This window comes from Marinobacter salinus (assembly GCF_001854125.1).
GTDB lineage: Bacteria > Pseudomonadota > Gammaproteobacteria > Pseudomonadales > Oleiphilaceae > Marinobacter > Marinobacter salinus.
In genome coordinates, this window is record NZ_CP017715.1 from 2,231,657 (window position 1) to 2,251,529 (window position 19,873).

Genomic DNA, 19,873 nt, shown 5'->3' on the forward strand with positions numbered 1-19,873 from the left:
CTGTGCTCCCGTTTTAGTCATTATCGTTTGAAAAGTTGCGGCAAAAACTCTGCCTTTGCGACAACCTCTCCACACCGGAACAGGTGTCAGCCGGGATCGGCGAAGGCGCATTATACGAAGTCAGCCTCCTTAGAGAAAGTCGACCTCCGTATCATGAACTGCAAGCGGGCACCTGTCGGCCTCGGAGGGATTACCGGCTCAGGATGACAGGGACGTGGCCAGTGCGTCCAGGTCCGGCGCAACGCGATCAATTTCCAGTTCCAGATCGTCCACTACCGTTTGAGAAAGCCCAAGCCCTTCGAGAAGTGAGGGGATATCATCCGGGTTGAATTCATCACCAATTCCGCGCCCCTTGAGCAACGCATTGGCCAACTGCACCATCAGAACATAACTTTCGTGCTCGCCGTGGTAGCCCAGGCGCTGATGCACACCCGCTGCCTTAACCACCGGATCCGGCAACTGCCAAAGGCGGTGCAGGATGCCGCCAATGGCGCCATGGCCCACGGCCAGAATTTCATCGCCATTGCCATGACCAAAAACCTGCTGTTCGAGGGAGTGCATGCTCGCCTCGGGATTGGATTCGCGCAGAGTATTCAGTTCTTCGAATTCAGCAGGGAAAAGATGCCCCACGAGCAGCAATCCGAAGTTGTGCAACAATCCGCACAGATACGCCAGCCCTTTGTCAGCGCCACACCGGGGAGCGATGTTCTGACACAGAAACGCGGAATAAAGTGAATGCCGCCAGAAACGATCCATCCCCAGCATGCCATTACGCGGCACATTGAAAGCCCGGACCGAGGCAATACCAAGAGCAATGTGGGCTACTCTGTCAAAGCCAAGAACCCGCGTTACGGCTTCCTGAACGGAATTGATCTGGCCAGGATAGTTGAACAGTGCGGATCGGGCATAGCGCATAATTTGCGCGGTCAGGCTGGGATCAAACTCGATAAGTTCCGCCAGTTCCCGCGCCGTCGCCTCAGTATTCGCCGTCAGGCGAAGGATGCGCAGACCTAATGCCGGCATTGGGGGCAAACGATAGAGTTTCTGCAGCTTGTCTGCGACTTCCTCGAGTGTTAACGCCTCCCGGTCACCGTTGCCCTGACCCCGGATTACCAGGTGTCCTTGTCGACTGCCGGCAAGTGCCAGCCTGAGAGACCGGCCCTCCATCTCAACCAGGCCATGGTCCGTACCGCCGGAAAAGAACACCCGTTCGGCCCTGGTAACATCTTCGTCCACCAGCACAGGTAGCTCGTAGGCTGCGCCAATTGGCGGAGTACACCCCGGGTCGCAATCGCCGAATAACCTTATGGACTGGCGTGCAGTAAGAGGCTGCAAGCGCCGTCCCGTCACCTGAATTACAGCATCCAGGTCAAGAGCACTATCAAACCTGTGAACCGCCATAATTACGCCATGAATATCAATTAGCAGCGTCGCCTGAATGAAGTCGGCCTGAGGCTTCCCGGAGGCAATCACGGCAGCATCCAGGCTGGTAACCTGATCAATCGCCAAATCACTATAGGGTATGCCCTTGCGGGTCAGAAAACGTTCCAGTCGTGCAGCCAGAGCCACAGCTTACTCCTGTTGTCGATATGAGGTGACCACGGCAGCCACCCGATGTTACACGCCACCCGCTAACCGGTGTTGCGCATCCCCGCGGAAATACCAGCCATGGTAACTTTCAGAGCCCGCTCCACCAACTCAGGCACTTCACCTTTGCCTTCGCTTTGGCGGTCACGCCTGAGCAACTCGGCCTGCAGATAATGCAACGGATCGGTATAGGGGCTCCGAACCCTCATGGAATGAGCGAAAACAGGCTCGTCTTCCAATAGATCAGTCTGTTGCTTCAACTCCAGAAGACGTTCAATACAGCCCTTGAGCCGCGCCCTCAAGTCTTCGCCCAAGGCACGGAGATTGTCATCATCCAACAGAGTCTGTTCATAATAGGTGGCAATGCGCAAATCCGATTTAGCCAACACCATTTCCAGCATGTCGACGTAGGTTCGGAAAAACGGCCACCCTGCCATCATGTCCCGCAATACCGGAAGACGATTATCCCGGGCTGCGGCCTCCAACGCGACGTCGCTGCCCAGCCAGCTCGGCAGCATCAAGCGCATCTGAGTCCACGCGAAAATCCAGGGAATAGCCCGCAGACTTTCAACACCACCGGTAGCTTTTCTTCTGGCCGGACGGCTTCCCAAAGACAGCTTGCCAAGGGCTTGTTCCGGTGTCACCTGCCGGAAATAAGGTACAAAATCCGGATTTTCACGCACAACCTCGCGGTACGCCTTCAGCGACCGCTCGGTCAGCCAGTCCATGGTCTCACGCCAGGAATCTTCAGGTTCGGGCGGTGGCGCAAGAGTAGCCTCGATCACCGCCGTGGTATAGAGCGTTAGACTCTGGATGGCCAGTTGCGGCAAGCCAAATTTGAACCGAATCATTTCGCCCTGCTCGGTGATGCGGAAACTGCCATTCACCGAGCCGGGCGGCTGAGACAGAATCGCGCGGTTCGCAGGACCGCCACCCCGGCCCACCGTGCCTCCCCGACCATGAAAAAGGGTCAGGTGCACACCGTATTGACTCGCAACACGTGTCAGCTTTTCCTGGGCCTGATACTGAGCCCAGGCTGCCATCAGCTGCCCGGCATCCTTGGACGAATCCGAGTAGCCAATCATGACTTCCTGACGGCCCTGGCAGTATTCCCGGTACCACTCCACTTCGTAGAGTGCGGCCATGCTGTCTGGCGCGCCGCGCAAATCATCCAGAGTCTCAAACAGGGGAACCACTCGCAGCGGATGTTTCATGCCCGACTCCCGCAACAGAAGAATCACACTGAGCACATCGGATGGTTTGCTGGCCATGGAGATGACATAGGAGCCCAGGGCCTGTGGGGTTTGCTGCGCCACAACCTCACAGGTTGCCAGCACCTCCTGCACCTGTTCGGATGGCTCCCAGTTTCGTGGAACCAGTGGCCGTCTGCCCTGAAGTTCTTTGACCAGAAATGCCTGGCGCTCTTCTTCGGTCCAGGACAGGTAATCACCCAGGCCAAGATAATTGACCATTTCAGCAACTGCCTCGGCATGACGAGATGCCTCCTGGCGAATATCCAGGCGGATCAGCGGGAGGCCAAACGTGTGTGCCCGGCGAATGGTGTCCAGCAATGGACCATCGGCGATTGTCTCCAGTCCGCATTCCACCAGCGATCGATAACAGAGCTCCAGCGGCGCCGTGAAATCTTCATTCTCGAACAGGATGCCTGATGCATCTGCGGAATGGCCGTTAACGCTGGCTTCTGCCCAGTCCCGGGTTTTGATAAGCCGCTCCCGAAGCTCCGCCAGCACATGACGATAGGGCTCCCGGGCATCACCAACCCGTTCACGGAGTTCGTCACTGGCTTGCCACATGGACAGCTCTGCCCGCAATGCCTGGATGTCCCGCAGGTAAAGATCCGCCGCCATCCAGCGACCAAGAAGGAACACCTTGCGGGTGACCTGATGGGTAACGTTCGGATTACCGTCCCGGTCACCGCCCATCCAGGAAGCTATCCGGATCGGCGAGGCACGCAACGGCAGCCCCTTACCCGTGGCCTCGGACAGCGATGTGTCCAGGCTCCGCAGAAAGCGCGGCAGCGCTTGCCATAAACTGTTTTCGATAACGGCAAAGCCCCACTTGGCTTCGTCCACGGCGGTTGGCCGCTCATGGCGAATTTCATCGGTGTGCCAGGCTTCGGTAATCAGTTGGGAAAGCCGGCCAACGACTTCCTCGCGCTCTCCGGGCATGAGATCATCGTGGTCCAGCCGGGCCAGACACTCAGACATCTCGTCGTATTTCATGATAAGCGTACGGCGGGCGACCTCGGTCGGGTGCGCCGTCAGAACAAACTCAATGCGCAGGTCCGAGACCTTTTTGTGCAGCTCTTCCGGATCCACTCCGCCATGTTGAAGGCGACCGAACACCTCGTCCAGAGACTCCACAATCAGGTCGGAATGATGGCCGCGTTTACGACGGATCCCATGGTACTGCTCTGCCAGGTTGGCCAGGTTAAGAAACTGGTTGAACGCACGGGTCACCGGCAGCAGTTCGTCATCACTCAGCTTGCCAAGCAGGCTGACCAGACGCTGGCCGGAACCGCTTTCCTGGTGTCTGTCGGCCTTGGCCGCCGCGCGGATCTCCTCTATTAATTCAAAGCATTCCTGCCCCGGCTGGCGCCGGATACTCTGGCCAAGCAGTTCGCCCAGCATGCGCACGTTCTCACGGAGATCGGAGTGTAGCTCAGTCACATTGACGTCCTTTTGAATTGACGGAGGCAAAGTAAACTTACGATACTAAGGAACAGCCGAGAAAGTCTATTGGCGATTCATGCCTGTAGCCGCAAGGAGTATTCATGAAGGTGACTGATTTACCCAAACATTGGGAGAAAGATAAAGAAGCCGTGGAACGGACCCACGACTACAATCTGAGACTGCCGCTGGAGGATGCTGCGCGAATCGCCGCGCTGGCCGAGCTTTATCCGGATCGTAGTGAAAGCGATATTCTGAACGACATGATCGGAGCCGCCCTGGACGATCTCGTTCGCCAGAGCCCGATCAAAGATAAGCTGGAAGGGAAGCAAAAGTAGGACTGCAAAGAACCCGATTTATCGGGAAAGCGATCCGAGCGCGCTTCGCGAAGTGGCTACCACCACTTCGTCTACCGCTCGGGATCGGCCTGCGTCGTGCTGGTAACTCAGGCCACTGATTCCAGCTGGCGAGCTTTCAGGCGCTGGATATGCTTCTGGCTCAGGCTCACGAACTTCGGCGTCAGCCCCTGATCTTCATAGATCTCAAAGCCATCCTCATCGTATGCCACCACCTTGGTACCCTGAACATAGGGGAAGCCGGTCTCGAGATCATCCAGCGCAGCAGAAATCAGGTCACGCATCAGATCCTGCGGTGATTTCATCGGGTAGAGAGCCGCCAGTTTTTCCAGACGTTTGTGATGCTGGTCGGACAGCGCCATAAAATAGGCGTCGCGGGTAAGTCGGCCGCGAGCGTGCTTGTCCCAGTAATTGACCAGATCCTTGATTTTCATGGTGCCTTCACTCCTGCATCTTTTTGATGGCGCACGACGCACGGAATCAGTGCGCCGATTACCCGAAGTGTAGACGAAGCCGACCCACGGGGGACCACAAAATTGGTAACGGATTGTACTTACCGAAAACCGACTTTCAGTGCTCCTTGCTCCCCTTCTCCACACCTTTGACCGTTTGCCACACGGCATCCAGCGCTTCCAGAGACTCTTCGTCCAGGTTACGGCCTTCGCGCTCCAACACGCGTTCGATCGCCCGAAACCGGGCATCAAATTTGTGATTGGTGCGGTGCAGTGCCTGCTCCGGATTGACTTTCATAAATCGTGCCAGATTCACGCACACAAACAATAAATCACCCAACTCGTCCTCGACAGCGTCCGGATCGCCTGTACCGGCCTGGGCTGCCTGCCAGGCTTCCTTGAGTTCGTCGATTTCCTCGTGAAGCTTGTCGAACACCGGGCCGATCGTCGGCCAGTCAAACCCATGCCTCGCTGCTCTTTTTTGCAGCTTTTCCGCCCTTGCCATTGCCGGAAGCGTTCGAGCGATGCCGTCGAGACGGCTGGACGGCTCGCTGGATGCAGGTGCCGCCTGGGCACGCTCCTCAGCCTTGATGCGCTCCCAGCTTTCCTTGATCCAGGCTTCATCAGGCCGGTTATCCGGATCAATCCGACTTACCAGCGTTCCATCCGGGAATACATGGGGATGCCGCCGGACCAGCTTGCGGACAAGATTGTCTACCACGGCGTCAAAATCAAAATGACCGTCTTCCTTGCCAATCTGAGCGTAGAAGATCACCTGAAAGAGCAAGTCGCCCAGCTCATCTTTAAGGTGGGGATAATCCTCCCTCTCAATGGCGTCGGCCACCTCATAGGCCTCTTCAAGGGTATGCGGCACAATGGTCTTATAGGTCTGTTTCGTATCCCAGGGGCAGCCAGTATCCGGATCCCTGAGCCGGGCCATCAATGTTTTCAGGTCTTCAATGGAGTAACTCATCCGCGCTTGCGCCTTACGTCAATAACGTTGGGCAGGTTGCGGATCTGCGCCAGCAAACGAGCCAACTGTTCCAGGCTGGAAATTTCCAGCGTTACTGTCATGGTTGCGGTATTTTCGTCCTTGTTGGTCAGGGTGTTGAGCGCCAGCACATCGCTTTTTGATGACGAAAGCACCTGGGTAATATCCCGCAGCAGACCGGAGCGATCATACGCCTCAATTTCCACATCCACGGGATAGACCGCAGCCGGCTGGCCGCCCCAACTGACTTCGATGATCCGGTTTGGCTCCATTTCCTGCAGGTTCAGGAACGTCAGGCAATCCTGGCGGTGAACGGTCACCCCACGACCGACGGTTATATAGCCGCCTATCGCATCCCCCGGCAGCGGTTTGCAGCACTTGGCGACCTGAGTTTTCAGCTTGCCGACCCCCAGAATCTGAATATCCGATTCGGTATCATAGGGTTTGCGACGCTGAGTGCTGAGTTTGAGATCCAGTTGCTCGGATTTCGGCTCAAACATCTGCTGAGCGACATTGGCCACATGTGTCGGCCTCAGGTCTCCGGCGCCAATGGCAGCAAACATGTCTTCCGCCTCGGGATAGTTCACCTTCCGGGCAAGTTCATTCAGGTCGAGGTCGTACAGAGACAGACGTTTGAACTCGTCCTCCAGAATCGCACGGCCGTCGACAATATTCCGTCCCCGGTCTTGCTGCTTGAACCAGTGGGTTACCTTGGCCCGGGCCCTGGACGTCTGAACATAGCCGAGACTCGGGTTTAACCAGTCGCGGCTGGGCGCCGGATTATTGGAAGTCAGAACGAAAACCTGGTCGCCGGTTTTCAGCGGATAGGTCAATGGCACAATCCGGTTGTTAACCCGGGCACCGCGGCAGGAGTGGCCGATTTCGGTATGGACCCGGTAGGCGAAGTCCACCGGCGTCGCCCCCTGGGGCAAATCCACCACGTGGCCTTCCGGGGTGAATACGTATACCCGGTCTGATGCCATATCCGTCTTGAGGTGATCGGCGAGGCCGGACAGGTCGCCGAGATCTTCCTGCCATTCCAGAACCTGACGCAGCCAATTGATTTTGGCGTCATAACCGGACGATTTATTGCTCTTGTCTGTGCCCTTGTAGAGCCAGTGGGCGCACACCCCGAGCTCTGCCTCCTCATGCATCTTGTGCGTGCGGATCTGGACCTCCATCACCTTCCCTTCGGGCCCGATCACCGCCGTGTGGAGGGACTGATAACCGTTTTCCTTGGGGTTCGCGATGTAGTCGTCGAATTCGTTCGGAATGTGACGCCAGAGGGTGTGCACAATACCCAGAGCGGCATAGCAGTCCCGCACCTGAGGCACGAGAATCCTGACAGCGCGAATATCATACACCTGGGAAAAATCGATGCCCTTGCGGCGCATCTTTCGCCAGATACTGTAGATATGCTTTGCACGACCAGACAGCTCACCTTTGATGCCGTACTCTTTGAGCTCCGTTTGCAGCGTTTCAATGACACGCTTGATGTAACCATCCCGATCCAGACGCTTTTCGTCCAGGAGCTTTGCGATCTTTTTGTAGGCTGACTCGTGCAGGTACCGGAACGACAGGTCTTCAAGTTCCCATTTGATATGTCCGATGCCGAGACGGTGCGCCAACGGCGCGTATATATCGAACACCTCCCGCGCAACTCGCATCCGCTTCTCTTCCGGCGCATTCTTGACCCCACGGATGGCGCAGGTCCGTTCAGCCAGCTTGATCAGGGCAACCCGAACATCATCAATCATGGTGACCAGCATCTTGCGGACATTGTCCAGCTGGCCCTCACTCTGCCCGAGCACGTTGCCTTTGAGCGGGTGGTGAATCGAAGAGATGGCAGCCATCTGCTGCACACCATTGATCAGTCCGGCAACTTCGTCACCGAACTCTTTACGAATAACCTCAAGCGCTACCCGCTCTTCCCTGACGGCGCGATACAGAATCGCAGCCACGAGACTGGCCTGATCCAGGTGAAGCTCCGCCAGCACCTGGGCCATTTCAATGCCGATGCGAAAACTGCTGGACCCCGGCGCCCAAAGCCGGTCTTCGCGGAAAGCCTGGAGATCGATCTCCGCCGCCTTTGTACAGGCTTTGCGAAATTGATCCTCGTCCTCAAGGTAGGTTTGTGAGGCGATCTGACGGAGCCAACGCTCAATGTCCACCTCGCCGTCGCCGGTCATTGCGTAATCTTCGCGAACTTTTACCATATCTGTTTTGTACTTCCTGGTCGTGCCCGTAGCCATCCTTGGCCACGCATCAGATCCATCAGCCGGAATCCCGCTCGAACAATGCAATGGATTCCACATGAGTGGTATGAGGAAACATGTCCATCACACCAGCCCGCACCAGCCGGTAACCATTCCGCACCATGACACCGGCATCCCGGGCCAGTGTCGCCGGGTTGCAGGACACATAAACAATCCTGCTCGCTCCGAAGGCGGTCAGGTACTTACAGATCTCCTCAGCGCCGGAGCGGGGCGGGTCGATCAGAATTTTATCGAAACCTTCTTTCGCCCAGCTCTGACCGGTAAAGTCACCGTGCAAGTCAGCACCGTGAAAATCAACATTTTCCAGACCGTTCAGTTCCGCATTTTCGCGGCCACGAACTACCATGGCGTCGTCGCCTTCCACGCCGACTACCTGACCACCCCTGCGCGCCAAAGGCAGGGTGAAATTACCAAGACCGCAGAACAGGTCCAGCACCCGTTCACCCGGATTTACATCCAGCCATTCCACCGCCCTGTGTACCATGGTGCGGTTGATGCCTGCATTGACCTGGGTAAAGTCCATGGGATGAAACTTCATGGTCAGATCGAATTCATCCAAACGGTAACTCAACCGCTCTTCGGCGGAACCGGCAGACTCCGGCCAGATCCGGTGTACAGTATCCGGTCCCTTGGGTTGTAAATAAATGTGCAAATTATGGGCCTGGCCAAAGGCAATCAGTTTGCCTTGATCGCCCTCACTCAGGTCATCCATGTTGCGGAATACCATGACAGCCTCATCGTCACCGCAGGCCACTTCAACCTGTGGAATTCGATTATAAGCGTCGAGCCCATGGAGCATCTCACGTAGAGGCAGAATCCGTTCACCAATCCGCGGATCCATAACAACGCACTTGTCGATATCGGTAAGGAAGCTGTTGCGTTTTTCCCGAAAGCCGACCAGCACCGATTCACGGGCGGGAACATAACGCACCCCCAAACGGGCCTTGCGTCGATAGCCCAAACTGCTTTCCGAGCGCATTGGAGCGACCCACTCTTCGGGCTCGATGCCCCCAAAATGGGCAAAGTTTTCACGCAGCGTGTCTTCTTTGAACCGGATCTGGGCATCGGCACTCATGTGCTGGAGGCTGCAGCCCCCGCAAAGATCGGCAAACTCACAGGGTGGCGTCTGGCGCTCCGCCACCCCTTCAAGAACCTCCAGTGTCCGCAACTCATCGAACTTGCTGCGGGTACCGACCATTTTGGCCATAACCGTTTCACCGGGCAGGGCGCCATCCACAAACTGGATTTTACCGTCCTGTCGGGCAATACCACGGCCATCATGACCCAGGGTTTCGATTTCACAGCGTACAGGCTCCTTGGGGAGAGCCTTCCGGCGTCGTCTACTCATACTGACTACTCTTGATGAAATGGTCCGGTTCAGGCGCCAGGAAAGACGCCGGTGGACAGGTAGCGGTCGCCACGATCACAGATAATGGCAACGATGACGGCGTTTTCAACCTGCTCCGAGAGCCTCAAGGCAGCCGCAATCGAACCTCCGGAAGACACGCCGCAGAAGATCCCTTCCTTCGAGGCCAGGGCGCGCATGGTGGTTTCCGCTTCCTCCTGGCCAATATCGAGTACCTGATCGACGCGGGCCGCGTCATAAATTTTTGGCAGATACTCTTCGGGCCAGCGACGGATACCCGGTATGGACGCGCCTTCTTTCGGCTGTAACCCGATGATCCGTATGTCCGGATTCCGCTCTTTCAGGTAACGGGACACCCCCATGATGGTGCCGGTCGTTCCCATGGAACTGACAAAGTGCGTCACCCGCCCCTGGGTTTGCTCCCAGATTTCAGGCCCCGTGGTGCGGTAATGTGCCAGGGGGTTGTCCTGATTGCTGAACTGGTCCAGCACCTTGCCCTTGCCTTCAGCTTCCATCTGCAAGGCCAGGTCCCGCGCAGTCTCCATGCCTTCTTCCTTGCTGACAGTCACAATTTCAGCACCATAGGCACGCATGGAGGCTCGCCTTTCTTCACTCATATTGGCCGGCATGATGAGCACCATCCGGTACCCCTTGATCGCTGCAGCCATCGCCAGGGCAATGCCCGTGTTGCCACTGGTTGCCTCAATCAAGGTGTCACCGGGTTTTATCTCGCCCCGGCGTTCAGCCTCCTGAATCATGCCAAGGGCCGGACGATCCTTGACGGATCCCGCCGGGTTGTTGCCTTCCAGCTTGGCAAGAATGACGTTGCTTGTCTCACCGGGGAGCCGTTGCAGGCGAACCAGAGGGGTATGCCCGACATATTCTTCAATGGTGGGAAAATTCATATGATTACCCTGTGGTACACTTTTGCGTTCGCATGATACGCGTTATGGCCACCGTCTCCCAATACAGCTTCTCGCTATATCCATGACCGGTGGCTATAACTGCAGGAAATTTTGAATGGAGCCGGGACTGACACCACAGTCATCAGTGCCAGGATCATCTATTCTGACAGGGAAGTGACCCGCATCTGGTGATGCTGGCTCGGGCAATAAATCAGGAACAGAGTATGCGGCGCTGGGGCATTCGCAAAAAAGTACTGGTGGTGACTCTCGTCCCCACCCTGCTGACAACTCTCATGCTCGGGATGTTCTTCACCTATAGCTGGGTTAACAACATTGAGAGCCTGCTTAGGGACCGGGGAGAATCCCTGTCCCGACAGCTTGCTTCCGGCGCCGAATATGGTTTGTTCACGGCCAACCGCAGCCTGCTCAGCAGCCTTTCCAACGCTTTGCTGGAGGAACAGGATGTACGCTCCATCACTTTTTTTGACAGTGACAGCAGCCGTCTTCTCCATACTGGCCCCGGCAGCTCCGATGCCATCGATGCACGCGAACTGAACGCCGAAAGAGCAGTCAGGATTCCACGCAAAGACAGCACCCGCTTCATCCACCCGGTTTTCCTTCAGGATCTGATGATCCAGGACATGCTGGACCCCGACACCCGGCAAGCCTCGTCACGCCAGCGCGAACCGCTGGGCTGGGTCGCTGTAGAAATGTCCCATGTGCGTACGGAAAAGGAAACCTACAAGGCACTACTGATCTCCCTTTTGCTGGTGCTCGGCGGAGTTCTCCTGAGCCTTGCCATCGCCCTTCGGCTAAGCCGGGCCTTCACCAATCCGGTCTTTGAACTCAATGAGGCCGTTGCCAAGCTCAAGGAAGGCAAACTGGACACCCGCGTGTACACGGGGGCGGGGCCCGAATTTGAGCAACTGGAATCGGGCCTGAACGCCATGGCCGGAGAGCTGAGCAAGGCCCAGGCAGAAATGCAGCAAAACATTGATCAGGCCACGGAAGACCTCAGGGAGACCCTTGAGACTATTGAGATCCAGAACATTGAATTGGATTTCGCCCGCAAGGAGGCCCTCGAAGCCAGCCGGATAAAGTCCGAATTTCTGGCAAACATGTCCCATGAAATTCGCACGCCGCTGAACGGCATTATCGGCTTTACCGAACTGCTGCTGAAAAGCCCTCTGCCGCGCCAGCAGCGGGATCACTTGAGTACTATCCGTAAGTCCTCGGAAATCCTTCTCACCATCATTAACGACATTCTGGACTTCTCCAAGATTGAGGCAGGAAAACTCATTCTCGACCGGGTGCCCTTCCAGCTTCGGGATATCGTTGAGGATGTCATGGTTATGCTGGCTCCGGCGGCCCACGCCAAGAATCTCGACCTGGTTCCACTGGTCTATAACGATGTGCCGGATAACATTATGGGCGACCCACTCCGGGTCAAACAGGTGATTACCAACCTGGTGAACAATGCCATCAAGTTCACACAGACCGGTGAGGTTGTGCTGCGAGCCAGCCTCGAAGAGGAGGAAAATGAGAGCAATCGCATTACCCTTCGCCTCAGCATCACTGACTCCGGAGTTGGTCTTTCCCGAGCCCAGCAGCAGTCACTGTTCAATGCGTTCAGCCAGGCTGACGCTTCCACCGCGCGGCAATATGGAGGAACAGGCCTGGGCCTGGCCATCTCCAAGCGCCTTGTGGAGGAAATGGGCGGAAAAATCGGCCTGGAGAGTGAGCTAGGCAAAGGCTCCACCTTCTGGTTCACCCTGAGCTCAGAGCTCTCCGCCAGCGTTGACGCCATTGCACCCCGGGATGCCCTTCGTGGCGAACGGGTCATCTATCTTGAGCAACAGAAAACCACTGGACTGGCTGTCGAGCACCTTTTAAAAGATTGGGGTATGACGGTCGATCGGGTCGCATCGCCCGGCGCCATGCAGGAACAGATCGAGGAAGCGCAGAAAAATCAGGCCGGCTACGCCGTGGCAATTCTCGGTATTACCCGCCACTTACTAAACTCCAGCCAGTACTGTGGACTGATTCGCACTCTGGAAATTGAACGGGATTGCCGCACCCTTCTGCTGACCCCGACACTCGAAACCCATGACACCCCCCTTTCGGAGCTCGCCAGCGGCCATCTCAGCAAGCCGGTTTGTCGGGGTGCACTCTACGACGAACTCCTGCTGCTGGTTCACGGCATCAATACGGGGGGGGCTATGGGCAAAGAATACAGTGTTCCTGCCAGCCGTTTACCCTCCGACAAAGTGCCCAGAGTACTGGCAGTAGATGACAACGATGCCAATCTGAAGCTGGTCATGACCCTGCTCAATGACTGCCGGATTGACGCCGAAGGTGCCTCAAGCGGCTTTGAGGCTCTGAGCAAAGCAAGGCAGAGCCAGTTTGATCTGGTATTCATGGACTTACAGATGCCGGGTATGGATGGCGTGGAAACAACAGCACGACTGCGGGATATGGACAGCAGCGCTCGTCGGACTCCGATCATTGCGCTCACTGCCCATGCCCTGGCTGATGAGCAGGAGCGCCTCGCTCAGCAGGGGTTTGATGGCTATATGGCCAAGCCTATTAGCAGCTCACAGCTGAGGGAGGTCATTTTCGAATATACAGGGTACGTTTGCGAAAAGTCGGATCACGGGGGCCAGATCAGGGTGCCGGAAGTGCGGGACACCCGTCGAGCCCTCCGCCCGTCAACGCGCAAGATGCAGCAGGATTGCATGAGCGTGGAGGAGAGTATTCAACTGGCTGCAGGCAAAGCCGATCTTGCCGAAGAGTTGTTCAGCATGCTCCTCGAACAACTGCATACGGATATCGCCCGAGTGAAAGCATTCTGGCGAGACAATGACTTGAAAGGCTTACTGGAGTGCGTGCACAAACTCCACGGGGCAAGCCGGTACTGCGGCGTGCCGGAACTCCGTGCAGCCGCCAATTATCTGGAAACAGCCCTGAAGTGTTCAGCACCAGAGACGGAGCATCAAAAGGATCAGCTAGTCTCCGCGATGGAGCGCCTGCAAATCTGGAGTGAACAGACCGACTGGCAGAAACTGTTCCGTGAGCAGCGCCAGTCGGTTGAAACAAACTAGCCCTTTTGCTGAATCAGGACCGGTCGCGCGCCCGGTCGAGAATGGCCTTCATATCACGCACCGCCTCTTTCAAACCGGTGAAAACCGCCCGCGCGATGATGGCGTGGCCGATATTGAGCTCATTGATTCCCGCAATCCCGGCTACCCGCTCGGTGTTGTGGTAGTGAAGACCGTGGCCGGCATTGACAATCAGGCCTCTTTTGCGGGCATGGGCAACCGCGCCCGAAATCGTTTTAAACGCGGCCTCAATCTCTTCAGCCGTTTTCGCCTCTGCGTATTCGCCAGTGTGCAGCTCCACCACCGGTGCCCCACAACGGACCGCAGCATCAATCTGTGCCGGATTGGGGTCAATAAACAAGGACACTTCTGCGCCGATCGCGGCCAAACGCTCGCATGCCTTTGCCACCCGAGTTTCCTGACCTTCCACATCAAGACCACCTTCGGTGGTCAGCTCCTCGCGCTTTTCGGGTACCAGGCAAACGCATTCCGGACGCACCTGTTCTGCGAACGCCAACATGGCATCGGTGACAGCCATTTCCAGGTTCATCTTGGTTTGCAGCACTTCACGAAGCAGCAGAACGTCCCGGTCCTGAATATGGCGCCGGTCCTCGCGAGGGTGGATGGTAATGCCGTCGGCACCGGCCTCTTCGGCCAACAGCGCAGCCTGAACGGGATCCGGATAGCGGGTCCCCCGAGCCTGACGCAAAGTGGCCACATGGTCGATATTGACGCCGAGCAATACTCTAGGATTCATGCCGTTCTCCCCGAAGGTGACTGAATAGACTGCGACTGTGCAGGGGGCGCCCCTGCATAAGATAATCGGTAAGCACCCGCATAACACGCTTGGCGGTTCGCCGGCATGCTTCACTAACGAGGTCTCCCTCCGCCAGAGCAAGCAACACCTCACCGTGCAGGCTCTGCAACCGAACACCCTGCGCAGGAACGGAAACGATGCCCTGCTCCGGATCGTAACAATACTGTGCCCAGGCCTCGACGGTTTTTCCGGTGTCCGTTGCGACATCCCAGGCAAAGTCATAACCCAGCGCCGCCGCGAAGGCCCGCTCAAAACGCCTGAGTACGGGCTCAACGTCTCGCGTATCCGCAAGCTCTGTGACGGCATCGATGTATGCTGCAAAGAGAGTCGGGTGTGGGTCGGCGGCCGGGAGAACACGCTGTATCAGCTCGTTCAGATACAGGCCACTGTACAAAGAGGCGGTGCGATGTAGAGAAGGACCGTTGCGCACATCAACATGAGTCAGCGTTTTAAGGTCACCACGACCGCTCCAGTCCAACATCAGCGGCTGAAACGGCTGCAACTGGGCCTTCAGGGGGCTCTTGGCACTATTGGCACCGCGGGCAATAACCGTCATTCGCCCGCGGTTTAGCGTGAACACATCGACCATCAGGCTGGTTTCCCGCCATGGCCGACGATGAATCACATAAGCGGGCTCCTGATGCTCCGGCCCCCTCATAAACGCCTCAGAGGTCGTTCATACCGAGGCTTTTAAGGGCCCGATCGCTGTCAGCCCAGCCACGCTTTACCTTAACCCACAACCGCAACATGATCTTACTGTCAAACAGGCGCTCCATATCAGCACGAGCCTCCTGACCGATGCGGCGCATTCGCTCCCCCTTGTCGCCAATCATGATCTTTTTCTGACCTTCACGCTCAACGAGGATCAACGCGGAGATATGCAGGGTTTTGCCCTCGCGCTTGAATTCTTCGATTTCTACGGCGACAGAATAAGGCAGCTCGGCTCCCAGTTGTCGGGTAATTTTCTCGCGGACAATTTCAGACGCCATGAACCGTTCGGTACGGTCGGTAACCTGATCATCCGGATAGAAGTGGACGCTTTCCGGGAGATATCGGCCGACGGCTTCCTCCAGAGGTTCAAGGTTGGTTTCCTTGAGTGCCGACAACGGAATAATTTCCGCAAATTCACGCTTTTTGGAGATCATATCAAGGTGCGGCAACAGGGAATCCCGCTTCTCGATTTTGTCCACCTTGTTCACCGCCAGGATAACCGGACACTTCAGTTTGCTGAGTTTTTCAAGAACCATCTCGTCGGCTGTGGTCCAGGCCAGCTGGTCCACCACAAAAACGACCACATCGACATCAATCAGCGCCGACGTTGCAGCCTTGTTCATATAGCGATTCAACGCTCTTGGCTCTTCCTCATGCATCCCCGGGGTATCAACATAAACGGCCTGGACCGGTCCAACGGTCTTGATACCCAAAACCTGATGACGAGTGGTTTGAGGCTTACGGGAAGTAATGCTCAGTTTCTGCCCGAGAATATGGTTGAGCAATGTGGATTTACCCACATTTGGGCGGCCAACAATGGCGACAAAGCCACAGCGACTGTCCGGATTTTCTGGACGGGTAATATCGTTCATTACTGATTCTCCACGCCCAGTTCTTTCAGGGCGTTACGGGCTGCCTGCTGCTCGGCTATACGGCGACTGCTGCCGGTACCGGTCGTCTTGCGATCCAGCGAGGGGAGCGCACAGGATACATTGAATGTCTGATTGTGCGCTTCGCCATCCACGGAAATAACGTCGTAACGGGGCAGCGGGAATTGCCTGGACTGGAGATACTCCTGCAACCGGGTTTTCGGATCTTTCTGGGTATCCTGAAGATCGAGTTTTTCCAGCCGCTGCTCAAACCATTGCAGAACCTTTTCACGGCAAGTGTGGAAATCGCTATCCAGGTAGATCGCACCGATGATCGATTCCACCGCATCAGCCAGGATCGATTCACGCCGAAAACCACCACTTTTCAATTCACCGGAACCCAGGCGCAGGTAATTTCCCAATTGGAACTCGCGGCCGATCTCAGCCAGGGTTACGCCTTTCACCATCCGGGCACGAAGCCGGCTGAGCTGGCCTTCCCGGGCCTTCTCGAAATGCAGGAAAAGATACTCCGCAATCACCATGTTCACGATTGAGTCGCCAAGAAACTCCAGACGCTCATTGTTCTGATTGCCGTAACTGCGATGGGTAAGTGCCAGCAGCAACCGCTCAGGCGATTTGAAGGTATAGCCGATACGACGTTGTAACTGATCCAGATCCGGTTGCGAACTCACTGGCCCTTCATCTCGTATTCATGCTGGAAGTGGATAACAGTATCCACGTTACTGAAAAGGTTATTGCGAACCTCGTAATCCACGTTGATCACAACCAGCTCACCGTCTTTCTCTACGGAAATATTCTTGGCCTCGAAACCGCGCACGTTATTCACGCTGAGGCGTTTGTTAATAAGGGTGCGGACCTGTGCCGGGCCCATGGTGGACAGCCCCTTGGTGCCGTCCAGACTCTCAAGCGCTTCCTGAATTGTAATGTCATCCAGATAGGCCGGCCCCAGCTTAAGCACCAGAGTCAAAAGACCGCCAAAAAACAGCACCATGACCATCATGGTCAACGCCGAGGCACCACCCTGCCGCCCCATAGGGGAGAGGTTATTTTTCTTCATTACTGCTGCGCTCCAGAATAGTCAGGATTACTCAATACCGCCCACACGATCAAAGGATGGCAGACTGGTCAGTGATTTCCAGTGCATCCAGATGGCGAATGCTTTGCCCACCACCATATCGTCAGGAACCATGCCCCAGTACCGGCTGTCGTTGCTGTTATCACGATTGTCACCCATCATAAAATAGTGACCTTCGGGCACAACCCACTCACCCTCACCGCTAGCACCCGGGCGCCCCAGGGTAAGGAAGATGTCATGCTCAACCTCACCAAGATCTTCCCGGCGCAACTCCACTGGCGGCAGGCGAGCCACAAACCGGCTATCTATCTCTTCGCCGTTAATGAACAGCTGTTTGTCTTCGTAACGGATTCTGTCACCGGGCAAACCGATCACCCGCTTGATGTAGTTGGTTTCGCCATCTTTCGGGTAGCGAAATACCATAACGTCGCCACGCTCAGGGTCACCGACCTTGAGAATTTTGGTGCCGGCAACCGGCAGCCTCAGGCCATAGGCGTATTTGTTCACAAGAATGAAGTCGCCAACCTCAAGCGTCGGCAGCATTGAACCAGAGGGAATCTGAAACGGCTCAACCAGAAAGGACCTCAGCACAAGAACGATCGCAAGAACCGGAAAAAAGGACCGACTCAGATCGACGAGGTAAGGCTCTTTCGGTTCCTCGGCCTCGCCGGTTGCAGCGCCACCCGTCTCGGTGGCAGACGAACTCCCGCTGGCCCGGGCGGAAGCAAGACGCCGCTCACGCAAAAACAGTTTGTCCGCCAGCCAGATCAGACCTGTCGCGAAGGTCAGAACAACCAGTACCAGGGGAAAATCGATATCCATCCGGGTGCCTTCTATTTATCCACTTGCAACACGGCAAGAAACGCTTCCTGAGGCACCTCAACATTACCCAGCTGCTTCATACGCTTCTTACCCTCTTTCTGCTTCTGGAGCAGCTTCTTCTTCCTGCTGACGTCGCCGCCGTAGCACTTGGCTGTTACATTTTTGCGCAAGGCCTTGACTGTAACCCGGGCTACCACCTGCGTACCGATGGCTGCCTGGATTGCAATGTCGAACATTTGCCTCGGTATCAGCTCTTTCATCTTGTCGATCAACTGCCGGCCCTTGCGGTGGGCCTGTTCCTTATGCACGATCAGCGCCAGCGCATCAACGCGCTCAGCGTTGATCAGGACGTCCAGACGTACCAGGTTGGCAGGCTGGAACCGGATAAAGTGGTAATCGAGCGACGCAAATCCCCGGCTCGCTGATTTGATGCGATCGAAGAAGTCCATGACCACTTCCGCCATTGGCAACTCATAGGTGAGCTGAACCTGTGTCGACATGAAGTGCATATTCTTCTGGACGCCACGCTTTTCTTCACACAAGGCAATGACATTACCCAGATGTTCCTGGGGCACCAGGATATTTGCCTCCACGATCGGCTCGCGCATTTCTTCAATGGACCCAATATCCGGGAGCCGTGACGGGTTGTCTACCGACAGGGTCTCACCCTGTTTGGTAACCACCTCATAGATCACCGTCGGCGCGGTGGTGATCAGGTCAATGTCGTATTCACGCTCCAAGCGCTCCTGGATAATCTCCATGTGCAGCATGCCGAGGAAGCCACAACGAAAGCCAAAACCAAGCGCGTCGGAATTTTCCGGCTCGTAAAACAGGGAGGCATCGTTCAGGGTCAGTTTTTCCAGGGCATCCCGGAAATCTTCGTAATCGTCGGCACTGACCGGAAACAGGCCTGCGTACACCTGAGGCTTGACCTTCTTGAAACCCGGCAGCATCGGTGTTTCGTCCGCATACTTCTGATGCACGATGGTATCGCCCACCGGTGCACCGTGGATATCCTTGATACCGGCAACAACAAACCCGACATCGCCCGCTTCAAGAATATCGGTATCCTTCGGTTTGGGGTTGAAAATACCCACCTTTTCCGCATTCCATGCTTTCTTGGTGGATTTGATAACAATTCTGTTACCTTTCTTCAGTGTGCCCTCGGTTACCCGGACCAGAGATACAACGCCCAGATAGTTATCAAACCAGGAATCAATAATCAGTGCTTGCAGCGGGGCATCACGATCACCCTTGGGCGGGGGGATTTTCTGAATGAGGTCCTCCAGCACGTCCTCGACGCCAACACCACTCTTGGCGCTACAGCGAACAGCATCCGCGGCCTCAATACCGATAATGTCCTCGATTTCCGCGGCAACTCGCTCCGGTTCCGCCTGCGGCAGGTCCATCTTGTTGAGGACCGGAACCACTTCCAGCCCCTGCTCAATGGCGGTGTAACAATTGGCAACCGACTGGGCTTCGACACCCTGCCCCGCATCTACAACCAGCAATGCCCCTTCACAGGCATAGAGAGAACGGGATACCTCGTAGGAGAAATCCACATGGCCGGGCGTGTCGATGAAGTTAAGCTTATATTCCTGACCATCACGGGCCTGGTAATTGAGAGTGACACTCTGGGCCTTGATCGTGATACCCCGCTCGCGCTCCAGATCCATGGAGTCCAGGACCTGCTCGGCCATTTCCCGGTCAGTCAGGCCACCGCAAATCTGGATAAAACGATCAGCCAGCGTGGATTTACCATGGTCAATGTGGGCGATAATGGAGAAGTTACGAATTCGGCTCAGTTCAGTCACAGACAATGAATACTCATATAATA

The 19,873-nt window shown here is 56.1% G+C and carries 16 protein-coding genes; 2 read left to right on the plus strand and 14 right to left on the minus strand.

The features are described 5' to 3' along the window. Positions 1 to 198: 198 nt before the first annotated feature. Complete coding sequence (locus BKP64_RS10220) at positions 199 to 1,569, minus strand: HDOD domain-containing protein (RefSeq protein WP_070969368.1); 1,371 nt, start codon at positions 1,567 to 1,569, stop codon at positions 199 to 201. A gap of 62 nt (positions 1,570 to 1,631) precedes the next feature. Further along, positions 1,632 to 4,277, minus strand: coding sequence for a phosphoenolpyruvate carboxylase (ppc, locus tag BKP64_RS10225; RefSeq protein ID WP_083329201.1), 2,646 nt, complete (start codon positions 4,275 to 4,277; stop codon positions 1,632 to 1,634). Between the two features lie 104 nt (positions 4,278 to 4,381). Here ppc and BKP64_RS10230 point away from each other — a divergent pair, with 104 nt between their 5' ends. Next, positions 4,382 to 4,615 carry a hypothetical protein gene (locus BKP64_RS10230; RefSeq protein WP_070969371.1) on the plus strand — a complete coding sequence of 78 codons (234 nt, stop codon included), beginning with the start codon at positions 4,382 to 4,384 and terminating at the stop codon, positions 4,613 to 4,615. Between the two features lie 107 nt (positions 4,616 to 4,722). Here BKP64_RS10230 and BKP64_RS10235 read toward each other — a convergent pair whose 3' ends face one another. The 5 genes from BKP64_RS10235 to cysM all read right to left on the minus strand — a co-directional run bounded on the left by BKP64_RS10235 (position 4,723) and on the right by cysM (position 10,623). Further along, on the minus strand, positions 4,723 to 5,067 hold the full coding sequence (locus BKP64_RS10235; protein WP_070969375.1) for a pilin assembly protein: 345 nt from the start codon (positions 5,065 to 5,067) through the stop codon (positions 4,723 to 4,725). Between the two features lie 136 nt (positions 5,068 to 5,203). Next, complete coding sequence (gene mazG / locus BKP64_RS10240; protein ID WP_070969378.1) at positions 5,204 to 6,058, minus strand: nucleoside triphosphate pyrophosphohydrolase; 855 nt, start codon at positions 6,056 to 6,058, stop codon at positions 5,204 to 5,206. Continuing rightward, on the minus strand, positions 6,055 to 8,292 hold the full coding sequence (gene relA, locus BKP64_RS10245) for a GTP diphosphokinase (RefSeq protein ID WP_070969381.1): 2,238 nt from the start codon (positions 8,290 to 8,292) through the stop codon (positions 6,055 to 6,057). The genes mazG and relA overlap by 4 nt, the downstream gene beginning before the upstream one ends. A 58-nt stretch (positions 8,293 to 8,350) precedes the next feature. Beyond that, on the minus strand, positions 8,351 to 9,700 hold the full coding sequence (gene rlmD, locus BKP64_RS10250; protein WP_070969383.1) for a 23S rRNA (uracil(1939)-C(5))-methyltransferase RlmD: 1,350 nt from the start codon (positions 9,698 to 9,700) through the stop codon (positions 8,351 to 8,353). Positions 9,701 to 9,729: 29 nt separating this feature from the next. Then, on the minus strand, positions 9,730 to 10,623 hold the full coding sequence (gene cysM / locus BKP64_RS10255) for a cysteine synthase CysM (protein WP_070969385.1): 894 nt from the start codon (positions 10,621 to 10,623) through the stop codon (positions 9,730 to 9,732). Positions 10,624 to 10,847: 224 nt separating this feature from the next. Here cysM and BKP64_RS10260 point away from each other — a divergent pair, with 224 nt between their 5' ends. Beyond that, positions 10,848 to 13,724, plus strand: coding sequence for an ATP-binding protein (locus BKP64_RS10260; RefSeq protein WP_070969389.1), 2,877 nt, complete (start codon positions 10,848 to 10,850; stop codon positions 13,722 to 13,724). Between the two features lie 13 nt (positions 13,725 to 13,737). On the opposite strand, the gene pdxJ is transcribed toward BKP64_RS10260, so the two are convergent. Genes pdxJ through lepA form a run of 7 tightly spaced genes read right to left on the minus strand, consistent with a single transcriptional unit; the run spans position 13,738 to position 19,850 of the window. Then, a complete protein-coding gene (pdxJ, locus tag BKP64_RS10265) occupies positions 13,738 to 14,478 on the minus strand; it encodes a pyridoxine 5'-phosphate synthase (protein WP_070969392.1) in 741 nt (246 codons plus the stop codon). Continuing rightward, on the minus strand, positions 14,468 to 15,196 hold the full coding sequence (gene recO, locus BKP64_RS10270) for a DNA repair protein RecO (protein WP_070969395.1): 729 nt from the start codon (positions 15,194 to 15,196) through the stop codon (positions 14,468 to 14,470). The genes pdxJ and recO overlap by 11 nt, the downstream gene beginning before the upstream one ends. Before the next feature lie 7 nt (positions 15,197 to 15,203). Then, positions 15,204 to 16,121: a GTPase Era gene (gene era, locus BKP64_RS10275; protein ID WP_070969398.1), complete on the minus strand. Its 918-nt coding sequence runs from the start codon at positions 16,119 to 16,121 to the stop codon at positions 15,204 to 15,206. Then, entirely contained in the window at positions 16,121 to 16,810 is a 690-nt protein-coding gene (gene rnc / locus BKP64_RS10280; protein WP_070969399.1) for a ribonuclease III, read from the minus strand. The genes era and rnc overlap by 1 nt, the downstream gene beginning before the upstream one ends. Next, the gene (locus BKP64_RS10285; protein ID WP_070969402.1) at positions 16,807 to 17,196 is read right to left on the minus strand and encodes a DUF4845 domain-containing protein; all 390 of its coding nucleotides are present in this window, start codon (positions 17,194 to 17,196) and stop codon (positions 16,807 to 16,809) included. The genes rnc and BKP64_RS10285 overlap by 4 nt, the downstream gene beginning before the upstream one ends. 27 nt (positions 17,197 to 17,223) lie before the next feature. Next, the gene (gene lepB / locus BKP64_RS10290; RefSeq protein ID WP_070969405.1) at positions 17,224 to 18,036 is read right to left on the minus strand and encodes a signal peptidase I; all 813 of its coding nucleotides are present in this window, start codon (positions 18,034 to 18,036) and stop codon (positions 17,224 to 17,226) included. 11 nt (positions 18,037 to 18,047) lie between these two features. Beyond that, on the minus strand, positions 18,048 to 19,850 hold the full coding sequence (lepA, locus tag BKP64_RS10295) for a translation elongation factor 4 (RefSeq protein ID WP_070973645.1): 1,803 nt from the start codon (positions 19,848 to 19,850) through the stop codon (positions 18,048 to 18,050). Positions 19,851 to 19,873 lie beyond the last annotated feature (23 nt).